This is a genomic window from Patulibacter americanus DSM 16676, assembly GCF_000420025.1.
Lineage (GTDB): Bacteria > Actinomycetota > Thermoleophilia > Solirubrobacterales > Solirubrobacteraceae > Patulibacter > Patulibacter americanus.
In genome coordinates, this window is the sequence record NZ_ATUD01000004.1 from 234157 (window position 1) to 257664 (window position 23508).

At 74.5% G+C, this 23508-nt stretch carries 21 protein-coding genes and 1 riboswitch; of the genes, 11 read left to right on the forward strand and 10 right to left on the reverse strand.

The window, feature by feature from the left end; genetic code table 11:
* Positions 1-48 precede the first annotated feature (48 nt).
* The gene (locus tag F593_RS23880; RefSeq protein ID WP_022928519.1) at positions 49-801 is read left to right on the forward strand and encodes an alpha/beta fold hydrolase; all 753 of its coding nucleotides are present in this window, start codon (positions 49-51) and stop codon (positions 799-801) included.
* A 17-nt stretch (positions 802-818) separates the two neighbouring features.
* Here the strand turns inward: F593_RS23880 and F593_RS0109505 are convergent, their stop codons facing one another.
* The 6 genes from F593_RS0109505 to F593_RS30330 all read right to left on the reverse strand — a co-directional run bounded on the left by F593_RS0109505 (position 819) and on the right by F593_RS30330 (position 6071).
* A complete protein-coding gene (locus tag F593_RS0109505) occupies positions 819-1172 on the reverse strand; it encodes a peptidoglycan-binding domain-containing protein (RefSeq protein WP_157251695.1) in 354 nt (117 codons plus the stop codon).
* Between the two features lie 135 nt (positions 1173-1307).
* Positions 1308-2186 carry a deoxyribonuclease IV gene (locus tag F593_RS0109510; protein WP_022928520.1) on the reverse strand — a complete coding sequence of 293 codons (879 nt, stop codon included), beginning with the start codon at positions 2184-2186 and terminating at the stop codon, positions 1308-1310.
* Between the two features lie 28 nt (positions 2187-2214).
* Positions 2215-3270 (reverse strand): mandelate racemase/muconate lactonizing enzyme family protein, encoded by a 1056-nt coding sequence (locus tag F593_RS23885; protein WP_022928521.1) that lies wholly within the window; start codon positions 3268-3270, stop codon positions 2215-2217.
* A gap of 147 nt (positions 3271-3417) precedes the next feature.
* Positions 3418-4350, reverse strand: a complete 933-nt coding sequence (locus tag F593_RS0109520; protein WP_022928522.1) for a 1,4-dihydroxy-2-naphthoate polyprenyltransferase — start codon at positions 4348-4350, stop codon at positions 3418-3420.
* Between the two features lie 48 nt (positions 4351-4398).
* A complete protein-coding gene (gene menB / locus F593_RS0109525) occupies positions 4399-5283 on the reverse strand; it encodes a 1,4-dihydroxy-2-naphthoyl-CoA synthase (protein WP_022928523.1) in 885 nt (294 codons plus the stop codon).
* A gap of 158 nt (positions 5284-5441) precedes the next feature.
* Positions 5442-6071: a DUF4282 domain-containing protein gene (locus F593_RS30330; protein ID WP_051160479.1), complete on the reverse strand. Its 630-nt coding sequence runs from the start codon at positions 6069-6071 to the stop codon at positions 5442-5444.
* A gap of 126 nt (positions 6072-6197) precedes the next feature.
* Here F593_RS30330 and F593_RS23895 point away from each other — a divergent pair, with 126 nt between their 5' ends.
* The 5 genes from F593_RS23895 to F593_RS0109555 all read left to right on the forward strand — a co-directional run bounded on the left by F593_RS23895 (position 6198) and on the right by F593_RS0109555 (position 11117).
* Positions 6198-7550, forward strand: a complete 1353-nt coding sequence (locus tag F593_RS23895) for a class I adenylate-forming enzyme family protein (RefSeq protein ID WP_022928524.1) — start codon at positions 6198-6200, stop codon at positions 7548-7550.
* Positions 7551-7676: 126 nt separating this feature from the next.
* Positions 7677-8561, forward strand: a complete 885-nt coding sequence (locus F593_RS28085) for a class I SAM-dependent methyltransferase (RefSeq protein ID WP_022928525.1) — start codon at positions 7677-7679, stop codon at positions 8559-8561.
* A gap of 107 nt (positions 8562-8668) precedes the next feature.
* On the forward strand, positions 8669-9268 hold the full coding sequence (locus tag F593_RS0109545) for a DUF6518 family protein (protein WP_022928526.1): 600 nt from the start codon (positions 8669-8671) through the stop codon (positions 9266-9268).
* 77 nt (positions 9269-9345) lie between these two features.
* Positions 9346-10344: a ketol-acid reductoisomerase gene (ilvC, locus tag F593_RS0109550; RefSeq protein ID WP_022928527.1), complete on the forward strand. Its 999-nt coding sequence runs from the start codon at positions 9346-9348 to the stop codon at positions 10342-10344.
* A 134-nt stretch (positions 10345-10478) separates the two neighbouring features.
* Positions 10479-11117: a hypothetical protein gene (locus F593_RS0109555; protein ID WP_022928528.1), complete on the forward strand. Its 639-nt coding sequence runs from the start codon at positions 10479-10481 to the stop codon at positions 11115-11117.
* A 108-nt stretch (positions 11118-11225) separates the two neighbouring features.
* Here F593_RS0109555 and F593_RS0109560 read toward each other — a convergent pair whose 3' ends face one another.
* The 4 genes from F593_RS0109560 to F593_RS23915 all read right to left on the reverse strand — a co-directional run bounded on the left by F593_RS0109560 (position 11226) and on the right by F593_RS23915 (position 16291).
* The gene (locus F593_RS0109560; RefSeq protein ID WP_022928529.1) at positions 11226-12704 is read right to left on the reverse strand and encodes a carboxypeptidase M32; all 1479 of its coding nucleotides are present in this window, start codon (positions 12702-12704) and stop codon (positions 11226-11228) included.
* Between the two features lie 104 nt (positions 12705-12808).
* Entirely contained in the window at positions 12809-13954 is a 1146-nt protein-coding gene (locus F593_RS23905) for a carboxylate-amine ligase (protein WP_022928530.1), read from the reverse strand.
* Entirely contained in the window at positions 13951-15357 is a 1407-nt protein-coding gene (locus F593_RS23910; protein WP_022928531.1) for a circularly permuted type 2 ATP-grasp protein, read from the reverse strand. Before F593_RS23910 ends, F593_RS23905 begins: the two co-directional genes overlap by 4 nt.
* A gap of 163 nt (positions 15358-15520) precedes the next feature.
* Positions 15521-16291 carry a gamma-glutamyl-gamma-aminobutyrate hydrolase family protein gene (locus tag F593_RS23915; RefSeq protein ID WP_022928532.1) on the reverse strand — a complete coding sequence of 257 codons (771 nt, stop codon included), beginning with the start codon at positions 16289-16291 and terminating at the stop codon, positions 15521-15523.
* Positions 16292-16407: 116 nt separating this feature from the next.
* A riboswitch (ZMP/ZTP riboswitch) is annotated at positions 16408-16496 on the forward strand.
* 26 nt (positions 16497-16522) lie between these two features.
* Between F593_RS23915 and serC the strand changes: the two genes are divergently transcribed.
* The 5 genes from serC (at position 16523) to F593_RS0109600 (ending at position 23505) form a co-directional block, all read left to right on the forward strand.
* Positions 16523-17677, forward strand: a complete 1155-nt coding sequence (gene serC, locus F593_RS0109580) for a phosphoserine transaminase (RefSeq protein ID WP_022928533.1) — start codon at positions 16523-16525, stop codon at positions 17675-17677.
* Between the two features lie 18 nt (positions 17678-17695).
* Complete coding sequence (gene serA, locus F593_RS0109585; protein WP_022928534.1) at positions 17696-19312, forward strand: phosphoglycerate dehydrogenase; 1617 nt, start codon at positions 17696-17698, stop codon at positions 19310-19312.
* Positions 19313-19421: 109 nt separating this feature from the next.
* Positions 19422-21071, forward strand: a complete 1650-nt coding sequence (locus F593_RS23920) for a 2-isopropylmalate synthase (RefSeq protein ID WP_022928535.1) — start codon at positions 19422-19424, stop codon at positions 21069-21071.
* Between the two features lie 139 nt (positions 21072-21210).
* Entirely contained in the window at positions 21211-21939 is a 729-nt protein-coding gene (locus F593_RS28090) for a ferritin-like domain-containing protein (RefSeq protein ID WP_022928536.1), read from the forward strand.
* 213 nt (positions 21940-22152) lie between these two features.
* Positions 22153-23505: an NCS2 family permease gene (locus tag F593_RS0109600; RefSeq protein ID WP_022928537.1), complete on the forward strand. Its 1353-nt coding sequence runs from the start codon at positions 22153-22155 to the stop codon at positions 23503-23505.
* Positions 23506-23508: the final 3 nt, after the last annotated feature.

Here is a 23508-nt window from a genome sequence, read left to right on the forward strand (position 1 = left end):
GAGGGTGCCAGAGAGCGCGGGCCGGCGTCGCTCTGCGAGCCTGCGCCGATGGCCTCCCGCTCGGTCCTCGCCCTCCACGGGTTCGGCGGCTCGAGCCGCTCGTGGGACGCGGTGCGCGACGCGCTGCCCGCCGGCGTCGTGCTGATCGCTCCCGACCTGCGCGGGCACGGCACCGCGGCGGGGCGCCGGCCCGTCGACCTCAGGTCGACCCTGACGGACCTCGAGGGCGAGCTCGCGGTCGCGGCCCGCGACGCTCCGTGCGGCCGGGTCGCGCTGGCGGGCTACTCGCTCGGCGGGCGGCTGGCGCTGCACCTGGCGCTCGCGCGGCCCGAGCTGCTCGAGCACGTGGTGCTCGTCTCCTCGACCTCGGGCCTGGAGGACGAGGAGGAGCGGGCGGCGCGGCGGGCGGCGGACGAGGAGCAGGCGCGGTTCCTCGAGCGCGAAGGGCTCGAGGCGTTCGCGGATCGCTGGGCGACCCTGCCGCTGTGGGACGGCGACCCTCCCGCCGTGCGCGCGGCGCAGCGGGCGGCGATCGCCGACGGTGACGCCGCCGGGCTGGCGGCGGCGCTACGCGGCCTGGGGGCGGGCGCGGTACCCGCGGTGGGGCATCGACTGGCGACGCTTGCGACGCCGCTGACGGTCGTCGTCGGAGGTCGAGACCGTCGCTACCGAGCGATCGGCGCGCGCGTCCTCGGACTTGCGGCGCAGCCGGCGGGCGAGGTCGTTGTTCCCGACGCCGGCCATGGCCTGCTGCGCGAGGCGCCGGCCGCGGTGGCTGCGGCGCTGGGCGCGCTGCGGTGAGAGCTCCTGGTCCTTGCTCATGAGGGGGTCCTTCGCTGGGGGATGCTCCCGCCTGTACCCAGGAGCTCGTCTGCCGTAATCGTGTCGACGAGCCCGTGAGCACGCAGGCCACGTGCGGCCTGCCAGCGGGCCACGGCCGCGCCGGTGCGCGGGTCGTAGTCGCCGGTGACGTCGGTCGGTGAGAGGTAGCCCTCGGACACGAGCCGCTGCTGCACGCGCTCGGCCGCGGCCGCCGGCGACGCCGACATGCCGATGCCGGTGGCCGACAGCGCCACGGCGCCGGCCACGGCGATCGGGGCGGCGGCGGCCTTCACGCGCCGGGTGGCGCGGGAGGCGGTGCGGGGCGGACGGTCTTCGGACGGTGCGGACACGATGGGGACGACGATTCCTGGGAGCGGAAACCGTTGTGGAGACCATCCTGCCGGGCGATCCTCAAGACGACCTATGCGAGATGGTCCGTCTCGGTGAAATCTTCGTGCGGGAGGCGCAGATCTCTGCGCCGGGCCTCACGCCAGGCCGCGGGCGGAGCGGCCCTCGTCGCGCAGGCGGCGCATGATCTCCATGTCGGCCGGCATCGGCTCCTTGCCCTCGATGCCGGGCCCCTCGAAGATCACGGGCAGCCCCGCGAAGCGCGGCTCGGAGACGACCGCGGCGATGCCGACCTCGCCGATCTCGCCGGTGCCCAGGGGGGCGTGGCGGTCGCGGTTGGAGCCCAGCGGCGTCTGGGAGTCGTTCACGTGGATGCAGCGCAGGCGGTCCAGGCCGAACTGCGCGTCGGCGTCGGCGAGCACGCCGTCGAGCGCCTCCTCCGTCCGCACGTCGTACCCCGACGCGAGGAGGTGGCAGGAGTCCAGGCAGAAGCCGATCCGCTCGTGGCCGCCCGAGACCTCGAGGAGCGCGGCGAGCTCCTCGAAGGACCGCCCGAGGGTGCCGCCGGCGCCCGCGGTGTCCTCGAGCAGCAGCGGGCAGTTCTCCGACTCGGCGAGCGCTTCCTGGAAGACGTCGCCGCAGCGCTCGATCGCCTCGCCGACGTGGCCGTCCTTCGCCGAGCCCGGGTGGAGCACGACCCCGGCCGCGCCGATGGCGTCACCGACGCGCAGGGAGTGGGTGATGGCGGTGAGCGACTTCTCCCGCAGCTCCGGGTCGGGCGTGGCCGCGTTGGAGAGGTAGAGCGCGTGGATGACGACGGACTGGATCGGGGAGGCCGCGAGGGCCTCGCGGAACTCCGCGATGGACTCGTCCGTGTGGTTCGTCGGCGCCCAGCGGCGGGGGCTCTGCGTGAAGATCTGGATGGACTCGCAGCCGCGCTCGACCCCGCGCTCGACGGCCTTCGGCAGCCCGCCGGCGGGGGAGACGTGGAGGCCGAGGAGGGGAAGACCGGTCATGGGCGGCGACCCTACCGAGCCGCGCCTCTCAGACGAGGCCGGGCGTGCGGGGGACGCTGATGGTGCCGTCGCGGGCGGTGAGCCTGCCCGCCATGTCGCCCAGGCTCTCGTTCCCGATGCCCACCGCATCGAGGGCGGCGGGCTCGAAGAGGGTGAGCGTGGCCAGGCCCGACGCGTCGCGTAGGCGCAGCGCCGCGGCGGCGTGGACGGCGGCGGCGACGCTCAGCGGGCCGTCCCAGGCGGAGGCGAGGATGACGTCGGCGCGGGTGGAGCGCGCGAGCGTCGCGCGGGCCAGGAGCCCGCCGATCCCGCCGGAGCGCCCGACCTTCAGGACGACGGCGTCGGCGGCCCCGGAGGCGATGGCGCCGGGGACGTCGGCGGTCTCGTCCATCGCCACCCGCACGGGCAGGCGGTCGCGGACGGTGCGGATGCGCTCAATGCCGTGCACGGGCTCCTCGACGAGCTCGACGCCGTAGGGGGAGAGGGTCGCGATCGCGGCGATCGCCTCGTTGACGGTCCAGGCGCCGTTCGCGTCGAGCCGCAGGGCGACGTCGGGGCCGATCGCCTCGCGGACGGCCCGGACGCGCTCCTCGTCGTCGGGCAGCCCGACCTTGAGCTTCACGGTCTCGAAGCCGGCGTCGGCGCACTCCCGCGCGAGCTCGGCGGCGTCCTCGGGCTCGAGGCCGGCGATCGTGGCGTTCACGGGCACCCAGCGGTGGGGCTCCTCCGTGAGCATGGAGGACACGGAACGGCCCTCGCGGCGCGAGGCGCGGTCCCAGAGCGCCAGGTCGACGGCGGCCAGCGCGTGGGGGACGTCGGTGGTGGCGCGGCAGCGCTCGAGCGCCTCGGCGCCCGTGCCGCCGCGCAGGTCGCGCAGGGCGGCGCGGCACGCCTCGAGGGCGGCGCGGCAGCTCTCGAGGGGGACGCCGTCGTAGGGCTCGAGCGGGGCGGCCTCGCCGTAGCCGATCATCCCGTCGTCGTCCTCGAGCGCGACGAGGAGCAGGCGACGCTCCGTCATCTCGCCCCAGGCCGCGCGCACCGGCTGCGCGAGCCGGAGCGCCACCTCCTCGATGCGCAGATCCACGCGGCGGAGCGTATTCGGAAGGCGCTCGCGCGGTCGGGCGGCGCCCCTGGACGGCCGTACGGTCGCGTACGCCGCCCACGCTCCCGGCGCGGTCGCGTGGGGTCGGCGCACCGCGACGGCGGGCGCCACTCCCCGCGCGGACGGGGCTCAGGACAGCAGGATCCCGGCGGACAGCAGCACGCAGAACGCCAGCTCGAGCTGGCCCGTGCCGGCCAGCACGCCGTTGAGCGTCGGGCCGTCCGTGTGCGTCGCGACGGTCCGCGCCAGGCGCACGGCGAGGGGGACGGTCACGAGGACGATCAGCAGCCACAACGACAGCTCGAGATCGACCGCACCGACGAACGCCGTGATGACGTAGGCCGCGGCGAGCATGCCGGCGTAGAGCAGGCGGGTACGGCTGCGGCCGAGGCGGACCGCCAGCGTGTTCTTGCCGGCGCGGCGGTCCGTGTCGATGTCGCGCACGTTGTTGACGACGAGCACGGCGGAGGCCATGAGTCCGACGGGCACGGCCAGCGCGATCGCCGTGGCGTCGAGCGTCTTCGTCAGCACGTAGTAGGTGCCCGTGACGGCCACGAGCCCGAAGAAGAGGAACACGAAGAGCTCGCCGAGCCCCGCGTAGCCGTAGGGCCGCGGACCTCCGGTGTAGAGCAGTCCGGCGACGATGGACGCGGCGCCGATCGCCAGGATGACCCAGCCCGCCACCGCGATCAGGTAGACGCCGCAGAGGACGGCCAGGCCGAACGTGATGTAGGTGGCGATCAGCACCTGGCGCGGGGGCACGAGCGCCCCGGCGGTGACCCGCAGCGGCCCGAGCCGGTCGTCCGTGTCCGCGCCGCGGCGGGCGTCGGAGTAGTCGTTGGCGAGGTTCGCACCGACCTGGATGAAGAGGGCGCCGAAGAGCGCGGCGAGGAACGGGCCGAGGCTGAACTCGTCCTGCTCGATCGCCAGCGCCGCACCCACGAGCACGGGCGCCAGCCCGACCGGGAGGGTCTTCGGCCGGGCGGCCAGGAACCAGATCCGGACGGGGCTCGGGCGGGGTGAGGGGCTCTCGCCCCCGGTGAACTCGGCGTGGGTGCTCATGGGCTCGGTTCGGGGCTGGGGTGGGTGGCGCGGGGGTGGAGCGGACGCTCAGGCGCGCCGCGGGAAGCGGGAGAAGTCGGGACGCCGCTTCTCCTTGTACGCGTCGCGGCCCTCCTGCGCCTCCTCCGAGCCGTAGAAGAGCAGGTTCGTGTCGTGCGCCAGCTGCTGCAGGCCGGCGTAGCCGTCCTCGGCCGCGTGGAAGCTCGCCTTGAGCAGCCGCAGCGCGAAGGGGGAGTTCTGCAGCATCTCCTCGCACCACGCGACGGTCTCGTCCTCGAGCCGCTCGAGCGGGACGACGGTGTTGACGAGGCCCATCGTGAGCGCCTCCTGCGCGGAGTACTGGCGGCAGAGGAACCAGATCTCCTTCGCCTTCTTCGGGCCGACCGCGTCGGCGAGGAGCGACGCGCCGAAGCCGCCGTCGAACGAGCCGACCTTCGGGCCGGTCTGGCCGAAGCGCGCGTTGTCTGCGGCGATCGTCAGGTCGCAGAGCAGGTGCAGCACGTGGCCGCCGCCGATGGCGTAGCCGGCGACCATCGCGACGATCGGCTTCGGCGTGCGCCGCATCTGGACCTGGAGGTCCGTGACGTGGAAGCGGCCGACGGACGAGCCGGACGGCTGGCGGTCCGGGTTGTCGGGGTCGGTGAGGTAGCCCGAGTCCCCGCGGACCTGCTGGTCGCCGCCGGAGCAGAAGGCCAGCGGACCCTCGCCGGTCAGCACGATCACGCCGACGGTCGGGTCCTCGCGCGCGACGTCCATCGCCCGGGAGATCTCGATGATCGTCTGCGGGCGGAAGGCGTTTCTGACCTCCGGCCGGTCGATCGTGATCTTCGCGATGCGGACGGGGTGCTCCGCGTCGCCGGAGGCGGTGTCCGCCAGCTCGTAGCGGATGTCGGTGTAGTCGCTGCCGGCGGGTGCGGTCCAGGTGACGCTCACGGGGTGCTCCTCTTGGTCGCCGTGTGGGCGCGGGGAAGGCTAGTCCCGTCCGGCCGCGCCACGCCGTGCGGGGCGGGACGACCCGCCCGACCCGCACCGGGCGCGCCGGCCGCGCGGGACGGCGCGGGCACGCGCCGGACGCCGGGCCCGGGCACGGCTCAGGCGCCCCGGGGCGGTCCGCCGGGACCGACGGGGCCCGTGCCGGGCGGGGGTCCCTGGGGTCCGCGGCCGCCGAAGAGCGGTCCGTCGTCCGGGCCGGCGTCGTGGCCCGGCGAGGCCGGACCCCCGCCACCCATCGCAGGGCCCGCGGGTGCGGGACCGCGCGGCCCGCCCCCGGGCGCGGAGCCTCCGGCCGGCGGCCCCCCGGTGCCGCCCGTCGGAGCGCCGGCCGGAGCGCCCAGGGCCTGCCGCATGGCCCCGGTGTTCTCCGCCACCTGGAACAGCGCGATGAGGAACTCGAGCTGCACGCGCCCGGCGATCGCGGAGAGGAGGAACAGCAGCGGGGCGCCGAGGAAGAGGAACGCCAGGCCGCCGAGGACGCTGCCGCCCTCGTCCACCTCGGAGTCCGAGACGAACCCGCCGGGCCCGAAGCTGACGGTGCGGGCCCGTTCCTGTCCGTCGAAGATCGAGACGGTGATCGCGATGAGCACGACGACGGTGATCGCGAGCCAGAGGACGTAGAGGACCTTGATCAGCCGCGGCGTGATCAGGCGACGGAAGCTCAGGTCGAAGAGGGCGCGCAGGAAGCCTGCTGGTCCGCCGAGGGCGGGGTGGTGGTCGGTGCTCACGGGGACGCCGGGGACGGGGTGGGAGCGCCGACCCTAGCCCCGGGCGCGGACGGTGCACGCGACGCTCGCGCGACACGCGGCGGCCCGTTCAGCCAGCCCCGTCGCCGCGCCGGCTACCCTCGGGAGGTGCGTTCCGTCGAGTCCTGGCTCCTGCGCTCCGCCCGCCGTCGGCCCGACCACGAGGCCTTCGTGGGCACGACGTACCGCGCGCTGGCCGCCGAGGTGGACGACGCGGCCCGCCGCCTGTGGTCCGCCGGCGCCCGGCCGGGTCGCCGCGCGGGCCTGGCGTTGCCTCCCGGGCGGCCGTTCGTCGTCGCACTACACGGGCTGCTGCGGCTCGGGGCGGTCGTCGTGCCCCTGGACCCGCGGCTTCCGGCCGCGGAGCGGGAGCGGCGGCTGCAGGGCGCGACCCTCGCCGTCGACGCCGGGACGGACCTGGGCGCGCTCGCTCCCGCCGCCGATGCGGAGCTGTTGGACCGCCACGACCTCGACGCCGCCGCGATCGTCGTCCACACGAGCGGCACGAGCGGCCCCGCCAAGGCGATCCCCCTGACCTACGGCAACTGGCTGTGGAGCGCCCTGGGCTCCGCCGCCACGCTGGGCTGCCCGCCCGGCGAGCGGTGGCTGTGCGCGCTGCCCCTGAACCACGTCGGCGGGCTCAGCGTGCTGCTGCGCTCGGCGATCGCGGGCACGACCGCCGTGGTCCACGAGGGCTGGGACACCGACCGCGTGCTCGCCGAGCTGCGCGGTGAGCTCGGCCGCCCCGCGCCGACCGTCGTCTCGCTCGTGCCCACGACCCTGCGGCGGCTGCTCGACGCGGGCCTGCGCGGACCGGGGACCGGCACGGGGGAGGCCCCGGCGCTGCGGTGGGTGCTGCTCGGCGGCGCCGCGATCCCCGGAGGGATGCTCGAGGAGGCCGCCGTGGCCGGGATCCCCGTCGCCCCGACCTACGGGATGAGCGAGGCCGCGAGCCAAATCGCGACGCTCGGGCCGCCGCTGTTCTGCACCCACGTCGAGATCGCCGGCGCCGACGGGCGCCCGACGCGGACGCCGGGCGTCACGGGCGAGGTGCTGGTGAGCGGCCCAACGGTCTGCCGGGAGGTCGTGGGCGAGGACGGCCGCCTGCGCACGGGTGACCTCGGCGTCCTCGACGAACGCGGCCACCTGGCGATCGTCGGGCGCTCGAGCGACACGATCATCACCGGCGGCGAGAACGTGCTGCCCCTCGAGGTCGAGCGCGTACTCGAGGCGCAGCCCGGCGTCGTCGAAGCGGCGGTCTTCGGCCGGCCGGATCCGGAGTGGGGCGAGCGGGTGTGCGCACGGATCGTCCCCGCCCCGGGCGCGCGGATCGACCCCGAGGAGCTGCGGCGCCACGCCGCGCTGCACCTGCTGCGCCACCAGCTCCCGCGCGAGATCGAGGTCGTCGACGTGCTGCCCCGGACCCCGTCGGGCAAGCTCCTGCGTCGCGAGCTCGCCTAGCGGGGCGCCGTCCGCCCCGCCTAGCCCGGAAGGGGCGCTGCGGGTGGGCCCGTGGGGGTGGGCCCGTCGCGGGTGGACCCGCGCGGCCGCTGCGGGCGGGCCCGGTCCTCGTGCGACGATGGACGGGTGAGCGCGACGCCCGATCCCACGCCCCCGACGCCCGACGACCTGCGGGCCGGCTCCCGCGAGCGCTGGGAGCGGTCGTCCGCCGCGTGGGAGCGGGAGCGCGCGTGGTTCCAGGAGGCCGTCGACCCGGTCTCGCACGCCATGATCGACGCGATCGGCCCGCAGCCCGGCCACGTCGTCCTCGAGGCCGCCGCGGGGCTGGGCGACACCGGTCTGCTGGCCGCGGAGCTCGTCCACCCGGGCGGGAAGGTGATCATCAGCGACGGCGCCGAGGGGATGGTCGAGGCCGCCAAGCGCCACGCCGCCGAGCGCGGGATCGTCAACGTCGAGGTCACCCCGATGGAGCTCGAGTGGCTCGACATGTCGGCCGCCTCGGTCGACGGGCTGCTCGTGCGCTTCGGCTACATGCTCGTGCCGGATCCGGAGACCGCTCTGCGCGACGCCCGGCGCGTGCTGCGCCCCGGCGGCCGCATCGCGCTGGCCGTCTGGGACCGCCCGGAGGACAACCCGTGGCTGACGGCCGGGACCGAGGTCCTCGTCCGCCACGGCCTGGCCGAGCCGTTCGACCCCGCCGCCCCCGAGCCGGGCCCGTTCTCGTTGCCCCGCGAGCGCGTCCTCGAGCTCCTGGGCGACACGGGGTTCATCCTGCCCGAGATCGACCGCATCGACGTGCGCTTCCGCTCGCCGAGTGCCCGGGAGGCGCGGGAGCACTTCGTGGGGCTCTCCGACCGCGCGACCACTGCGCTGAAGGGCGCGCCGGCCGAGAGGCGCGCCGAAGTCGAGGCGGACATCGAGGCGGCGCTGGCCGCGTTCCCCGACCCGGACGGCCCCGAGGGCGCCGTCGCAGTGCCGGGCGCGGTGCTGGTCGCGGCCGCCGACGCCTGACGGCGGCCGCCCGACCAGGAACGTCATGGGGGGGTCGGCTTGCGCGGCCGCATCACCACCCGTGATGGTGGCGCCGCCCCGTCGGCGACCATCCCCGGATCGTCGACGTGATCCGCACGCGCGCCCCGGCGGGCGGCCTCGTCGTTCCGCTTGCGGCCGGGGCGGTGTTCGGCGTGCTGGCCCGGCTCGGCGACGCCGGCGCGGGGGCGGTGCCCTGGACGGTCAACATCGGCGGTCCCTGGGCGGTGATGGCGTTCGTGATCGGCTGGTGGGCGCGGTCGCGCTCGGCCGTCGCAGGCGCCGTCGCACTCCTCGCCGCCGTGGGAGCGAAGTACGGCGTGCAGGTGCTCCAGGGGGACATCGCTCCCGGGCCCCTCGCGGTGCGACTCGCGGTGTGGGGCCTGGCGAGCGTCGGCGTCGGCGCGGTCTTCGGCGGCATGGGGTCCGTGGCCCGACGCGGTGGGAGCTGGCCGTGGCTCGTCGTCGGAGCGGTGCTCGCGCTCGAGGCCGGGAGCCTGCTCTCCGGCCTGATCGACGGGGAGAGCGCAGAGCTCCGATACGAAGGGCAGCCCGCCGCGAAGCGCGTCTTCGCGGCCGAGCTCGGACTCGCGGGGGTGGCCTGGGCCGTCGCGGCAGTGCAGGCGCGGCGAGCGCAAACCCCGAGCCGTCCGGGCGCCGGAGGATCCGGCGGCACGCCGATCGGCTGAACAGGATCCGGGACGAACGAACCGTATCCCGGACACCGCGCCGCGTCACGCGCCGAGCGCGCGTATGCTGCGAAGCCATGTTTTACGACGACGACGCAGACCTGACGTTGCTCGACGGCAAGACCGTCGCCATCATCGGGTTCGGCTCCCAGGGCCACGCCCACGCGCAGAACCTCAAGGACTCCGGCGTCAACGTCGTCGTAGGCCTCCGCGAGGGCTCCTCGTCGGTCCAGAAGGCCAAGGACGCCGGGCTCGAGGTGCTGTCGATCGTCGACGCCGCGTCGAAGGGCGACCTCGTCCAGTTCCTCGTCCCGGACGAGCTGCACCGCGACGTGTGGGCCGAGGCCAAGGACGGCATCGCCCCGGGCAACCTCGTCCTCTTCGGGCACGGCTTCTCCATCCTCTACGGCGAGGTCGAGCCGCCGGCCGACGTCGACGTCGCGCTCGCCGCCCCGAAGGGCCCGGGCCACCTCGTCCGCCGCCAGTACCTCGAGGGCTCCGGCGTCCCCGGCCTCATCGCCGTGCACCAGGACGCGACCGGCAACGCCCGCGACCTGACGCTGGCCTACGCCAAGGGCATCGGCTGCACCCGCGGCGGCGTCATCGAGACGACGTTCAAGGACGAGACCGAGACGGATCTGTTCGGCGAGCAGGCCGTCCTCTGCGGCGGCACGTCCGCCCTCGTGCAGACGGGCTTCGAGGTCCTCACGGAGGCCGGCTACTCCCCGGAGATGGCCTACTTCGAGGTCCTCCACGAGCTCAAGCTCATCGTGGACCTGATGTACGAGAAGGGGCTGGCCGGCATGCGCTACTCCATCTCGAACACCGCCGAGTACGGCGACCTGACCCGTGGCCCGCGCGTCGTCAACGCGGAGACGAAGAAGGAGATGCAGAAGATCCTGGGCGAGATCCAGGACGGCACCTTCGCCCGCGAGTTCATCGCCGAGCACCGCGCCGGCAACGAGAACTTCGACCGCCTCCGCAAGGAGCAGGCCGGCCTCCAGATCGAGCAGACGGGCAAGGAGCTCCGCGCGAAGATGGACTGGATCGACGACTCCGGCTTCGCGCAGGGGTAACCCCTGCCGGACGGCCCTGCGCCGACCGGACGCGGCACCGAAGGCCCCGCTCGCGGGGTCTTCGTCGTTCTCGGCCCGACGCCGTCCGGCCACCCGGCGGCTAGCGGGGGTCCGGGCGGGGTACGCGAAGCGTCATGAGCTTCGACGACGAGCCCACCCGCATGTCTCCGCGGGCCCCGCAGCCGCCGGCCGGCCAGCCGACCCCGCCCGCCGGGCAACCCCGCGTGCCGCACCCGCCGGCAGGCGTGCGGCAGCCCGTCGCGGGGGCCGTGCCGCCCGGGCAGGTGCCCCCGGGCGTCGATCCCGCGGTGGCCTGGGCGCAGGACCCCCGGCTGACGGCGATCGAGGACCGCCTCTCCTCGCTGCGCACGGCGCTGTGGGCGTTCGCGGCCGTCTCGATCGTCGCCCTCGGGCTCGCGTTCTGGGCCCTGCTGGACCAGGGCGACTCCGACGGGGACACGACGCGCACGAGCCGCTCGGGCACCTCGGCGCTGCGCGACCGGGTGTCGAAGCTCGAGGACCGGATCGACGACCGTGCCACGGACGGCGACGTCCAGAAGGTGTCGAGCGACCTAGCCGCGCTCTCGAAGCGCGTGGACGCCCTGCCCACGACGGCGCCGGCACCGCAGGACGACGGCGACCCCGAGGTCAATCCGGAGGCCGTGACCGAGCTCCAGGGCGACGTCCAGGAGCTGCAGCAGCAGGTGCGGACGCTCGAGCAGGCGGCCGCGGCCGCCGGCGGCGACACCGGCGAGGGCACCGCGACGCCCTGAGGTGGGGGGCCGGGACGGCCGGGCACCCGGGACGCCGGCACGGCCGGGCACCCGCCGACGCCTGGCGCCCGACGCCCGACGCCCGACGCCCGGCGTCGGACGGCGCGCCTACAGGTCGTAGAGCGCGCCGTACTTCGCGTTGAGGTACCGCAGCAGCGGCGCGGGGTCGAGGCCGTGGCCCGTCGCCTCGCGCAGCAGCTCGTCGCCGGTGCGGGTGCGCCCGTACTGGTGCACGTGCTCGCGCAGCCAGGCGCGCAGGCCGGAAAGGTTGCCCGCGCCGATCTGGTGGTCGAGGTCGGGGAGGGCGACGTGCGCGGCCTCCCACAGCTGCGCGGCGACGATCGTGCCGAGGGCGTAGGTCGGGAAGTACCCGAAGATGCCGGCCGCCCAGTGGACGTCCTGCAGGACGCCGTGGGCGTCGTCCGGCACGTCCACGCCGAGCAGGTCGCGCATCTTCGCGTTCCACGCGGCGGGCAGGTCGGCGACCTCGAGCGTGCCGTCGAGCAGCGCCAGCTCGAGCTCGAACCGCAGCAGCACGTGCAGGCAGTACGTGGCCTCGTCGGCGTCCACGCGGATGAGCGACGGACGTACGACGTTGATCCGGCGCAGCACCTCGTCGACCTCGAGACCCTGCAGGCGCTCCGGGAAGAGCTCCTGCGCCCGCGGCAGCCAGTGCGCCCAGAAGGGGCGGGAGCGGCCGACCATGTTCTCCCACAGCCGGCTCTGCGACTCGTGCACCGCCAGCGAGGTGCCGGTGCCGACGGTCGTGCGGTCCCAGCGCGGGTCGATCCCGTGCTCGTAGAGGCCGTGACCCGTCTCGTGCAGGACGCCGAAGAGGCCCATCGCCAGCTGGGACTCGTCCTCCTTCGTCGTGATCCGCACGTCCTCGCGGCCCATGTTGACCATGAACGGGTGGGCGGCCTCGTCGATCCGCCAGGACTCGGGGTCGTAGCCCATGGACGCGGCCATCTCGAGTGCCAACGTGCGCTGGTCGGCGACGGGGAACGGGCCCCCGAGGTCGCCCGGGTCCGGCTTCTCCGCGATCGCGGCGATGAGCGGGACGAGGCCCTCGCGCAGGCGGGCGAACGCGGTGCGGACCTCGGCCGTCGTCGCACCCGGCTCGTAGCGCTGCATGAGCGCGTCGTAGGGGTGCTCGACCTCCGGGAAGCACGCGGCGTACTCCCGGCACAGCGCGACGTGGCGCTGCAGCAGCGGCGCGAACGCGGCGAAGTCCGAGGCCTCCTTCGCGCGCTCCCAGACGCCTTGGGCCTCGACGGCGGTCTCCGTCATCTCGACGAGGATCCGGGCGGGCACGCGCACGGCACGCTCGTGGTCCTCGCGGACCGCGCGGATCAGGCCGGGGTCCTCGCCCGCGGCCTCGGCGGCCGTGAGCATGTCGGCCAGCGCGGGGTCGGCCGTCCGCTCGTGGGCCAGCCGCTCGATCGTGCCCGCAGCGCCGCCGCGCGCCTGGGCGCCCCGCGGCGGCATCTGGGTCTGCTGGTCCCACTCCAGGAGCATGGCCGCGTGGCCCAGGTCGGAGAGCTCGGCCAGCCGGGCACGGAGGACCGCGATCGCGTCGTCGTTCACCCCTGCATCGTGCCCGTCGGGGCGGACGGGCGCCCGGTCGCCCGACCGGCCGGCGCCGCGCGGGCCGACAGGGGGGGGGGACGGGTCGGCCGCCGGGGCGCCGCTCAGTACGCCCCGGCGAGCGCCTGCACCAGGCCGGGCAGCCGGTCCTCGTCGCGGGCGATCTCGAGCTGCCGCTTCGCGCCGTTCTCCCGCACGAGGTCGAGGATGCCCTCGAGCTCGTCCGCGCACCCCAGGTCCTGCGCGTGCGGGCGCAGCCGGGGGAGCAGCTCGTCGACCCGGTCAGCGACGGGCACGCGCACGCCTTCCGTGACGACGATGAGGCGGGCGTCGATGCCGTCGCGCGCGGCGACGAAGCGGTTCTCCTCCCACACCTCCTGCGGGGCGTGCGAGGCCTCCTCGGCCCACGCCTCCTCGAGCTCCATGCGCGCCAGGCACTGGGTGAGCGCGACGAGCGACGCGGTCGCGTCCAGGTCGATCTGCGCGTCCATGATCCGCACCTCGAGCGTGCCGTGGCGCGGGACCATCCGCACGTCCCACCAGAGGTACGACGAGTCGGGGAAGGCATCGCAGGCGACGAGCATGTCGACGGCGCCGACCCACTCCGCGTAGTCGTCGAACCGCCGTGGGATCCCGACGCGGGGGAACGCCTGGAACAGGGGCGTCCGGGCGGAGGCCAGGCCGGTGTCGCGGCCCTGCCAGAAGGGGGAGTTGCCCGACAGCGCCAGGAGCAGCGGCAGGTGCACCCGCATGCGGTTGAACACGGCGACCGCCGCGTCCTGGTCCGGCATCCCGACGTGCACGTGCAGGGCGTAGGTCGGCTCGCGCCGGGCGAGCTCGCGCATCGAGCCGTACACCTCGGCCTGCCGCTCCCCGCCGCCGAGCGCCGTCTCGCGCCACACCGCGAACGGGTGCGTGCCGGAGGACGCCACCGCGAGGTCGAGCGGCTCCACGGTCTCCCGCAGGCCGTCGCGCAGGCCGCGCAGCTCCCTCGTCGCGTCCGCGACCGTGCGCGCGACGCCCGTCTCGATCTCGAGCGCCGCGGCGTGCGTCTCGGGGCAGACGCGCGAGCGGATGGCCTCCGGCAGGCGCGGCAGGACCTCGTCCGCCGCCTGCGCCAGGTTCCAGCCGCCGGGGGAGAGCAGCATGAGCTCCTCCTCCACGCCGAGGGTGAACGCGTCCTCCGGCGACCGGGTCGGCCAGGCGGCCCAGTCCGTCCCGGACGCCTCCTTGTGCACCTCGCCGCTCATCGCAGCACCCACGTGTCCTTGGCCCCGCCGCCGCGGGAGGAGTTCACGACCATCTGGCCCTCCTCGAACGCGACCCGGGAGAGCCCACCGGGCACGAGCCGCCAACCCCCGTCGCCGTCCGCGAGCGCGAACGGGCGCAGGTCGACGTGACGGGGCACGAGCTCGTCGCCCACCACCGTCGGGTGGGTCGAGAGCATCACGGCGTCCTGCGCGATCCACGCGGCGGGGTCGCGGCGGGCGGCCTCGACCGCGTCGCGTAGCTCGCCGACGCCGGCCCGGGGGCCGACGAGCACGCCCTGGCCGCCCTGCCCGTCGCGGGGCTTGAAGACGAGCGTCTCGGGGGTGGCGAGCACGCGCTCACGGGTCTCCTCGTCGCAGAGGTCGTGCACGTGCACGTCGTCGAGCACGGGCTCCTCACCACAGAAGTAGCGGATGAGCGCGGGAACGTGGGGGTAGACCGCCTTGTCGTCCGCGACGCCGCAGCCGTAGCCGTTGGCGACGCCGACGGTCCCGGCGCGGACGGCGGGGAGCAGCAGCTCGCCGTGCGGCGTGGGGCGACCGTCCGGGCCGCGCAGCGCCGCGACGTCCGTGCGGCGGTAGACGGCGACGACGGGCTCACCCGTCTCGGCCAGCACGAGCCGGTCGCCGCGCAGCCGCAGACCCGCGGGGGTGACGAGCGGGACGCCCATCAGGCGGGCGAGGACGTCGTGCTCCCACCACGCGGTGTTCTCCGGGCCGTCCGAGAGGACGACGCACGCGCCCTCCCCAGCGGACGCGGGCGCCGTGGCGCGCACCGCGCGCAGCAGCGCCGGGCCCACGTGGTCGGCGAGAGGCACGACGTCGTCGGGCGGCTCGCCGAGGGCGGCGGTCACGGCGTCGCGAGCGGCGAGCAGGTACGCCAGACCGGAGGGGACCCGGCAGTTGTCCTCGAGCACGCGGAACCCGCCCTCGGCGTCGCGGACGACGTCGAGGCCGGCGACGGCGATGCGCACCGGGGCGACGGCACCGAGCCCGGCGAGGTCGTCCTCCACGAACCGGCAGCCGTCGAGCGCCGCGGCGGGGACGATCCCGTCGGCGATCGCGCGCCGCTCGCCGTGGACGTCGGCGACCCAGGCGTCCAGCGCACGGACCCGCTGGGCCAGGCCGCGCTCCAGCGTCGCCCAGTCTCCGGCCCCGATGGCACGAGGAACGGGGTCGACCACGTAGGGGGCGTCGTCCGTGCCGAAGGTCGTGCCGGCCCCCGCGATGGAGGCGGCGGCCTCGTCGGCGGCGGCGCGTGGCCCGCGCCGCCCGACGGCCTCGAGGGCGGAGCGGTGGGGCTCCCGCACCGTGCCGTCCGCGGCGAAGGCCTCGTCCCAGGCTCCGGGGGTCGGGGCGTAGGGCAGGGCAGCGTCGAGGTGCATGCTGCTGCTCCCGGGTGCCCGATCTGGGCGGGGCGAACCACCTACCGTCGGTCGGATCGGGAGGACCACCCGACGGAGGGGGACGGGTGACCGGCGGGCCGGGCACGGCCGTCCGGCGAGGAGACAGGCCGAAGCGGTCGATCGACGCCGTCGGCCGACGCGGTCAGACGGGCGCGGGCCGTCCCGCGCGAGCCGCCTCCACGAGCCCGGCGAACAGCCCGGCGTGGCGGGCGTCGGCGACGAGCGACTCCGCGTGCCACTGCACGCCCACGAGGAACGGGTGGTCCGTCGCCTCGACGCCCTCGATCACGCCGTCGGGGGATCGGGCGGTGATGCGCAGGCCTTCGCCGAGGTCGCGCACCGCCTGGTGGTGGAAGGTGTTCACCGCGAGCGCGGGGCCGTGATCGGCCGCGCCCGTCAGCCGCCCGAGCAGCGATTCGGGGTCGACCTCGACGCCGTGGGTCGTGCGGGTCCCCGGTGCCGTCTGACGGTGGTCGACGTCGGAGGGGTGCTCCGTCGGCAGGTCCTGCCACAGCGTGCCGCCGCGCGAGACGTTCAGGAGCTGCATGCCCCGGCAGATCGCGAGGACCGGCATGCCGCGCTCCTCGGCGCGGCGCAGGACGTCGCGCTCCCGCGGGTCTGCGTCGCGCTCGACGGGCCCGAGGTGGGGGTGGGGGTGCGCGCCGTAGAGCCCCGGGTCGATGTCCGGGCCGCCCGAGAGCACCAGGGCGTCGAGACGCTCGAGGAGCGCGTCGTCACCGGCGCTCATCGGCGGCAGCACGACGGGGATGCCGCCGGCCGCGGACACGGCGGCGGGGTAGTCCATGCCGAGGGACAGCTTGCGTTGCGGCGGCTCGGACTCGGGAGCGGGGATCGTCTGCTCCGGGGTGAAGAGCTCCGCGGTGGTGATGCCGACGAGGATCGGATCGCTCATCCCCCCGACGGTAGCGCGCCCGGCCGGCGGCCCCACCGCCCACGTCGGTGGCCCACCGCCCGGTGCAGGTTCACGCGTCCGTCACGAAGCCCACCCGGGGTGCTTCGATAGACTCGCCCGGCCGTCGCGACTGGCGTTGCATCCAGGTGGAACAGACCACCGGGGAGCGATGGCGTTCATATCGCCGCGCGCCTGGGCACCCGACATCCCTCCCCACATCCGAGGAGCAGCATGACCGGACCCAGCACCGATTCGCCGATCACGATCCCCGACGACCTCAAGCCGGTCGACGGGCGCTTCGGCGCCGGACCCTCCAAGGTCCGTCCCGAGCAGATCCAGGCGCTCGCCGAGCGCGGCGCCGCCCTGATGGGCACGTCGCACCGGCAGAAGCCGGTCAAGAACCTCGTCGGTCGTGTCCGCACGGGTCTGCGCGACCTCTTCTCGCTCCCCGAGGGCTACGAGGTCGCCCTCGGCAACGGCGGCGCGACCGCCTTCTGGGACGCCGCGGCCTTCGGCCTCGTCCGCGAGCGCGCGCTGCACCTGACCTACGGCGAGTTCTCCTCGAAGTTCGCGAGCGCCACGAAGGGCGCGCCGTTCCTCGGCGACCCGATCGTCGTCTCCGCCGACCCGGGCACCGCCCCGGACCCGCAGGCCGCCGTCGCCGGCGCCACGGAGTCCTACGACGTCGTCGCGTGGGCCCACAACGAGACGTCGACCGGCGTCATGGTCCCCGTCCAGCGCGTGGGGGACGAGGACAGCCTCGTCCTCATCGACGCGACCTCCGGCGCGGGCGGCCTGCCCGTGAACGCGGCGGACGCCGACGCGTACTACTTCGCGCCCCAGAAGAGCTTCGCCTCCGACGGCGGCCTGTGGCTCGCGCTGCTGAGCCCCGAGGCCCAGGAGCGCATCGTCGAGCTCGACGCCTCCGACCGCTGGATCCCCGACTTCCTGTCGCTCGCCACCGCGCTGGACAACTCGAAGAAGGACCAGACGTACAACACGCCCGCCGTGGCGACGCTGTTCCTCCTGGCCGAGCAGCTCGACTGGATGAACGGGAACGGCGGCCTCGACTGGTCCGTCCAGCGCACCACCGCGAGCTCGGGTCACCTCTACGAGTGGGCCGCGAAGACCGACTACACGAGCGCGTTCGTGACGGAGGAGCAGAACCGCTCCCTCGTCATCGCGACGATCGACTTCGACGACGCCGTCGACGCCTCCGCCGTGGCCAAGACGCTGCGCGCCAACGGCATCGTCGACACGGAGCCCTACCGCAAGCTCGGCCGCAACCAGCTGCGCGTGGCGACCTTCCCCGCCGTCGACACGAGCGACGTGCAGCGCCTCACGGCCTGCATCGAGTACGTCGTCGAGCGCCTCCCGAACGCCTGAACCCGAAGGACCCAAGACATGACTGAGACGACACCCAAGGTCCTCGTCAAGGAGAAGGTCGGCCCGTCCGGCATCGAGGCGCTGCGCGACGCGGGCTTCGAGGTCGACCTCGGCCTGGACTGGGACGACGAGACGTTCCTGGCCAAGCTGCCCGAGTACGACGGCGTCCTGATCCGCTCCGCGACGACGTTCACGCCCGAGCTGATCGAGCGCGCCACGAACCTGAAGGTCATCGGCCGCGCCGGCGTCGGCGTCGACAACGTGGACATCGACGCGGCGACGAAGCGCGGCATCATCGTCGTCAACGCGCCGCAGTCCAACGTCGTGACCGCCGCGGAGCACACCGTCGCGCTCATGATGTCGCTGGCTCGCAACATCCCGCGCGCCAACGAGGGCATGCACCAGGGCCGCTGGGAGCGCTCGAAGCTCTCCGGCGTCGAGCTCTACGGCAAGACGCTCGGCATCATCGGCTTCGGCCGCATCGGCCAGCTCGTCGCCGAGCGCGCGCAGGGCCTGGCGATGAACGTCATCGCGTACGACCCGTACGTCTCGGCCGAGCGCTACAAGGAGCTCGGCGTGGAGAAGGCCGAGGACTCCGACGCGATCTACGCCGTCGCCGACTTCATCACGATCCACCTGCCGAAGACCCCGGAGACCACGGGCTGGCTCGGCACGGACGCCTTCGCGAAGGTCAAGAAGGGCGTGCGCGTCCTCAACGTGGCCCGCGGCGGCCTCATCGACGAGGACGCCCTGAAGGTCGCCCTCGACGCTGGCCAGGTCGGCGGCGCGGCGCTCGACGTCTTCCCGTCCGAGCCGGTCACGGAGCACGTGCTCCAGGGCTACGACAACGTCATCCTCACGCCGCACCTCGGCGCGTCGACGGCCGAGGCCAACGACCGCGCCGGGTTCCAGGCCGCCGAGCAGATCGTCGCCGCGCTCACCGGCGGCACGGTCACGTCCGCCGTCAACGCGCCGGCCGTCGGCAAGGAGGACCTCGAGGTCCTCACGCCGTTCGTCCCGCTCGCCACCCGCCTGGGCCGCATCGCCACCGAGCTCGCCGGCGGCTCGTCCGTCGAGCGGATCGAGGTCGAGGCGCTCGGCCGCATCGCCGAGCGCGACGTCCGCCCGCTGTCCCTCGCCGTCCTGCGCGGCGCGCTGCAGGGCCGCACGGAGGAGATCGTCAACGACGTCAACGCCCCGGGCATCGCGAAGGAGCGCGGCATCGAGATCTCCGAGACGACGCGCACCCAGGCGCGCGACTTCACGGACCTCGTGCGCGTGACCGTCGTCTCGGGCGGCGAGCGCCACCGCGTCGTCGGCACGACGCTCGGCCGCAACGACCGCCCGCACCTGCTCGAGGCGTGGGGCCAGCGGTTCAACCTGCAGCTCGAGGGCAACCTCGTGATCCTCCGCTACGTCGACCAGCCAGGCATGGTCGGCCGCATCGGCGCGCTCCTGGGCGACCGCGGCGTGAACATCGAGCAGGCCGCCGTCGGCTACCACCAGGACGCCGAGGGCACCCGCGGGGGCCACGCCGTCATGGTCATCACCACGGACAAGCCGGTCTCCGCCGAGTCGCTCGAGGAGATCCTGGCCCAGGAGGGCTTCGCCGACGGGCGCAGCATCTCCCTGTAGGACGGAGTCCGCCGCCCCGGCCCGCCGTCCCGTCCGCTGCGTGGGCGGGACGGGGGCGGGGAGGAGCGGCGGACTCCCCACGTCGACCACGCCCCGAGAGAGCCGCTCCATGACCGTGCCCGCCGACCCGCACCGGGTCGTCCTGTTCGACACCACCCTCCGCGACGGCGAGCAGTCGCCGGGCATCGCGCTGAACACGGCGGAGAAACTCGAGATCGCCCACCAGCTCGGACGGCTCGGGGTCGACGTCATCGAGGCCGGGTTCCCCATCGCCTCGCCGGGCGACTTCGCGGCGGTGCAGGCGATCGCCCGGGCCGACCTGGAGGGTGGCCCCGTCGTGGCCGCGCTCGCCCGGGCGCAGGCCGGCGACATCGACCGTGCGGGCGAGGCGATCCGCGACGCCGCGGCCCAAGGCCGCGGGCGGATCCACACCTTCATCTCGACGTCCGACATCCACATCGAGCACCAGATGCGCAACACCCGCGCGGACGTGCTCGAGGGCGCGAAGGCCGCCGTGGCGCACGCGCGCTCCCTAGTCGGCGACGTCGAGTTCTCCCCGATGGACGCCACCCGGTCGGACCCGGAGTTCACGGCCCAGGTGCTGCAGGTCGCCATCGACGAGGGCGCGACCACGATCAACGTGCCCGACACCGTCGGCTACGCGACCCCCGACGAGTACGCGGCGTTCCTCACGCGGCTCTACGCCCTGACGCCGGGCCTGCGCGACGTCGTGCTCTCCGTGCACTGCCACGACGACCTGGGCCTGGCCGTGCCGAACACGCTGGCGGGGCTCGGCGCCGGCGCGCGGCAGGTCGAGTGCGCGGTCAACGGCCTGGGCGAGCGGGCGGGCAACACGGCGCTGGAGGAAATCATCATGCTCCTCCACACCCGTCGCGACCTGCTCGGCTACACCACGGGCGCGGTCACGACGGAGATCGCGCGGACGAGCCGCCTCGTCTCCCGCCTGACGGGCTACGCGGTCCAGCCGAACAAGGCGATCGTCGGCCGCAACGCGTTCTCGCACGAGTCGGGCATCCACCAGGACGGGGTGCTCAAGGACCGCTCGACGTTCGAGATCATGGACCCGGCGTCCGTCGGGATCGACGACGCCGAGCAGCTCGTGCTCGGCAAGCACTCGGGTCGCGCGGCGCTGAAGGACGCGCTCGAGAAGCTCGGCTACCGCCTCGACGGCCAGGCGCTGCGCCAGGCGTTCGACACGTTCAAGGAGGTCGCGGACCGCAAGAAGCAGGTCACCGCGATGGACCTCGAGGCGCTCGTCGCCGACGAGCTGCGCGCGGATGCCGACGGCGCCGCGTTCTCCCTCGTCTCCTACACCGTCGAGGTGCGCTCGGACGACCGGCCGCCGCACGCGAGCGTCGTCATCGAGAGCCCGGACGGCGGCCGCGTGAGCGGCGGGTTCACGGGCGACGGACCGGTCGACGCGCTCTTCCGGGCCCTGGACTCCGCGGTGGCCGTCGACGCGCGGCTGCGGGAGTACCGCGTCGAGGCCGTGACGGGCGGTCAGGACGCCCTGGCGCAGGTCTCCGTGGTCGTGGAGCTCGGCACGGCGGGCTCGGCGTTGCGCACGCAGCTGCCGGGCGTGGAGCGCGGCGAGCGGGTCACGGGGGCGGGCCAGGCCGTCGACACCGACACGATCCGCGCGTCGGCGATCGCGTACCTCCGCGCCCTGAACGCCGGCGTGGCGGCGATTGCGGCGGCCCGCCCCGACGACGCCCCGCTCACCGACCCCGGGCCGTAGCGGCCGGCCCCGAGACGCTCGGGGCCGGGCTCGCGCACATTGGGTGCATCCGATCGGAGCAACGCGGCGTTCTACACGTCGAGACCCCCGGAAGCCCGCCGCTGGCGACTTCCGATCCAACGATTCTCAGGAGCCCCCCGTGTCGAACCTCATCAACCTGGACAAGCTCGACGTCGACGGCGACGTCCGCGAGACCGCCGAGGCCGCCGGCTTCGATCGCGGCACCTTCATGAAGACGGGTGCCGTGGGCGCCGCCGGCGTCGCCGCAGTCTTCGGTCTGCCGGGCCTCGCCAACGCCGCGATCTCGACGAAGCGCCCGTCGGCGAAGAACGACGTCAAGATCCTGAACTACGCGCTGACGCTCGAGTACCTCGAGGCCAGCTTCTACGCCGCCGCCGTGGCGCAGAACCAGTTCGCGAGCCCCGAGCTCAAGCAGTTCGCGACGATCGTCGCCCAGCACGAGGCGCAGCACGTCAAGGACCTGAAGAAGGCCATCGGCAAGGGCGCGGTCAAGCCCCCGACGCTCAACCCCGACGCCGTCGCCGCGATCATCGCGCCGGCCGCGTTCGGTCCGACGGCCGTCCTGCTCGAGGACACGGGCGTGTCGGCGTACGCCGGTCAGGGCCCGAACCTCAAGCAGCGCGCGGTCGTGAAGGTCGCCCTGGCGATCCACTCCGTCGAGGCCCGTCACGCGGCCTGGATCCGCTTCATCCTCGGTGGCGGCGCCCCGGGTGCCCCGGCCTCGGCCTTCCCGGCCCCGGCGGCCTACGACAAGGCCAAGAGCCAGGGCGCGATCCTCAAGGCCGTCACGGGCCTCAAGGGCGGCGGCAAGACGCTGATCACGAAGGCCGACACCAGCAAGTTCTAGTCCCCGCACCGCCGGTCCTCCCCCTCGCGGGAGGCCCGGCACGCGGTCCCACGGGCCCCGGTCGCCACGGCGACCGGGGCCCGTCGTCGTCCGTGGGGCGGGCGCCCCTCCTTCCGCCGCGTTCCTCCCTAGCCTTTCGGGGCACACGGCGCGCGCGGCGCGCCGTCGCGGCCGCCACCGGGCGGCCGTCCCGTACGTCGCCCGAGAGGACCCATGGACCGCTTCTTCCGCATATCCGAGCGCGGCAGCACCGTGCGCACGGAAGTGCTCGCCGGACTCGCGACCTTCGCGACGATGGCCTACATCCTCGTCGTCAACCCATCGATCCTCGGCGGCGTCGCCGATGCGTCGGGGTTGAAGCTCGACCACACCCAGCTCGTCACGGTGACGGCGCTCGTGGCGGGCGTCATGACGATCGCCATGGGCTTCGTCGCCAACGTGCCGATGGCGCTGGCCGCCGGCCTGGGCATCAACGCCTTCGTGGCGTTCAGCCTCGTCGCCGGCAAGGGCCTGGACTGGCCCGAGGCGATGGGCGTCATCGTCGTCGAGGGCATCGTGATGCTCGTCCTCGTGCTCGCGGGCCTGCGCGAGGCGATCATGAACGCGATCCCCAACGCGCTCGTCCGCGCGATCGGCGCGGGCATCGGCATCTTCATCGCCCTCATCGGCCTGACGAACGCGGGCATCGTCGTCCACCCCGAGGGGGGCGGGACGATCGTCGCGATCAGCCCGGACCTCGCGAGCTGGAGCACCCTGGTGTTCCTCGTCGGCCTCGTCGGCACCGCGGTCCTGATGGCCCGGCGGGTCCCCGCCGCGCTGCTGATCGGCATCGCCATCGCCACCGTCCTCGGCATCGTGATCAACGCCCTCTCCGGCGGCACGCCCGTCCCCGGCGCCGAGCTGCCGGGCTCGATCACGGCCGCGCCGGACTTCAGCCTCGTCGGCGACGTCTCGTTCGGCTTCTTCGGGGCGCTCGGCCTCGGGGCCGCGCTGGCCGTGGTCCTCACGGCGCTCATGGCGAACTTCTTCGACGCCATGGGCACCGCGCTCGCCGTCGGTCGCCGCGCGGGCCTGACGGACGACGAGGGGCGCCTGCCCATGATGCGCCGCGTGCTGCTCGTGGAGTCCGCGGGTGCGATCGCGGGTGGCGCGGCGTCGGCCTCGTCGAACACGATCTTCGTGGAGAGCACCGCCGGTGCGGCCCAGGGCGGCCGCACGGGCCTGGCCAACGTCGTGACCGGCGTGCTGTTCCTGCTGGCCATGTTCCTGGCCCCGCTCGCCGCGGTCATCCCGTCCGCCGCGACGGGCCCGGTGCTCGTGGTCGTCGGCGCGCTCATGATCAGCCAGCTCGCCACGATCGACTGGGACGACATCGGCGTCGCGCTCCCCGTCTTCGCGACGGTGACGCTCATGCCGTTCACGTACTCCATCGCCAACGGCGTCGGCGCGGGCATGGTGCTCTACGTCCTGATCGCCGTCCTCCGCGGGCGCTGGCGCGACGTGCACCCGCTGCTGGCCGCCGTCGCTGCCGTGTTCGTCTGGTACTTCGCCAACGGGACCGTCTGAGCC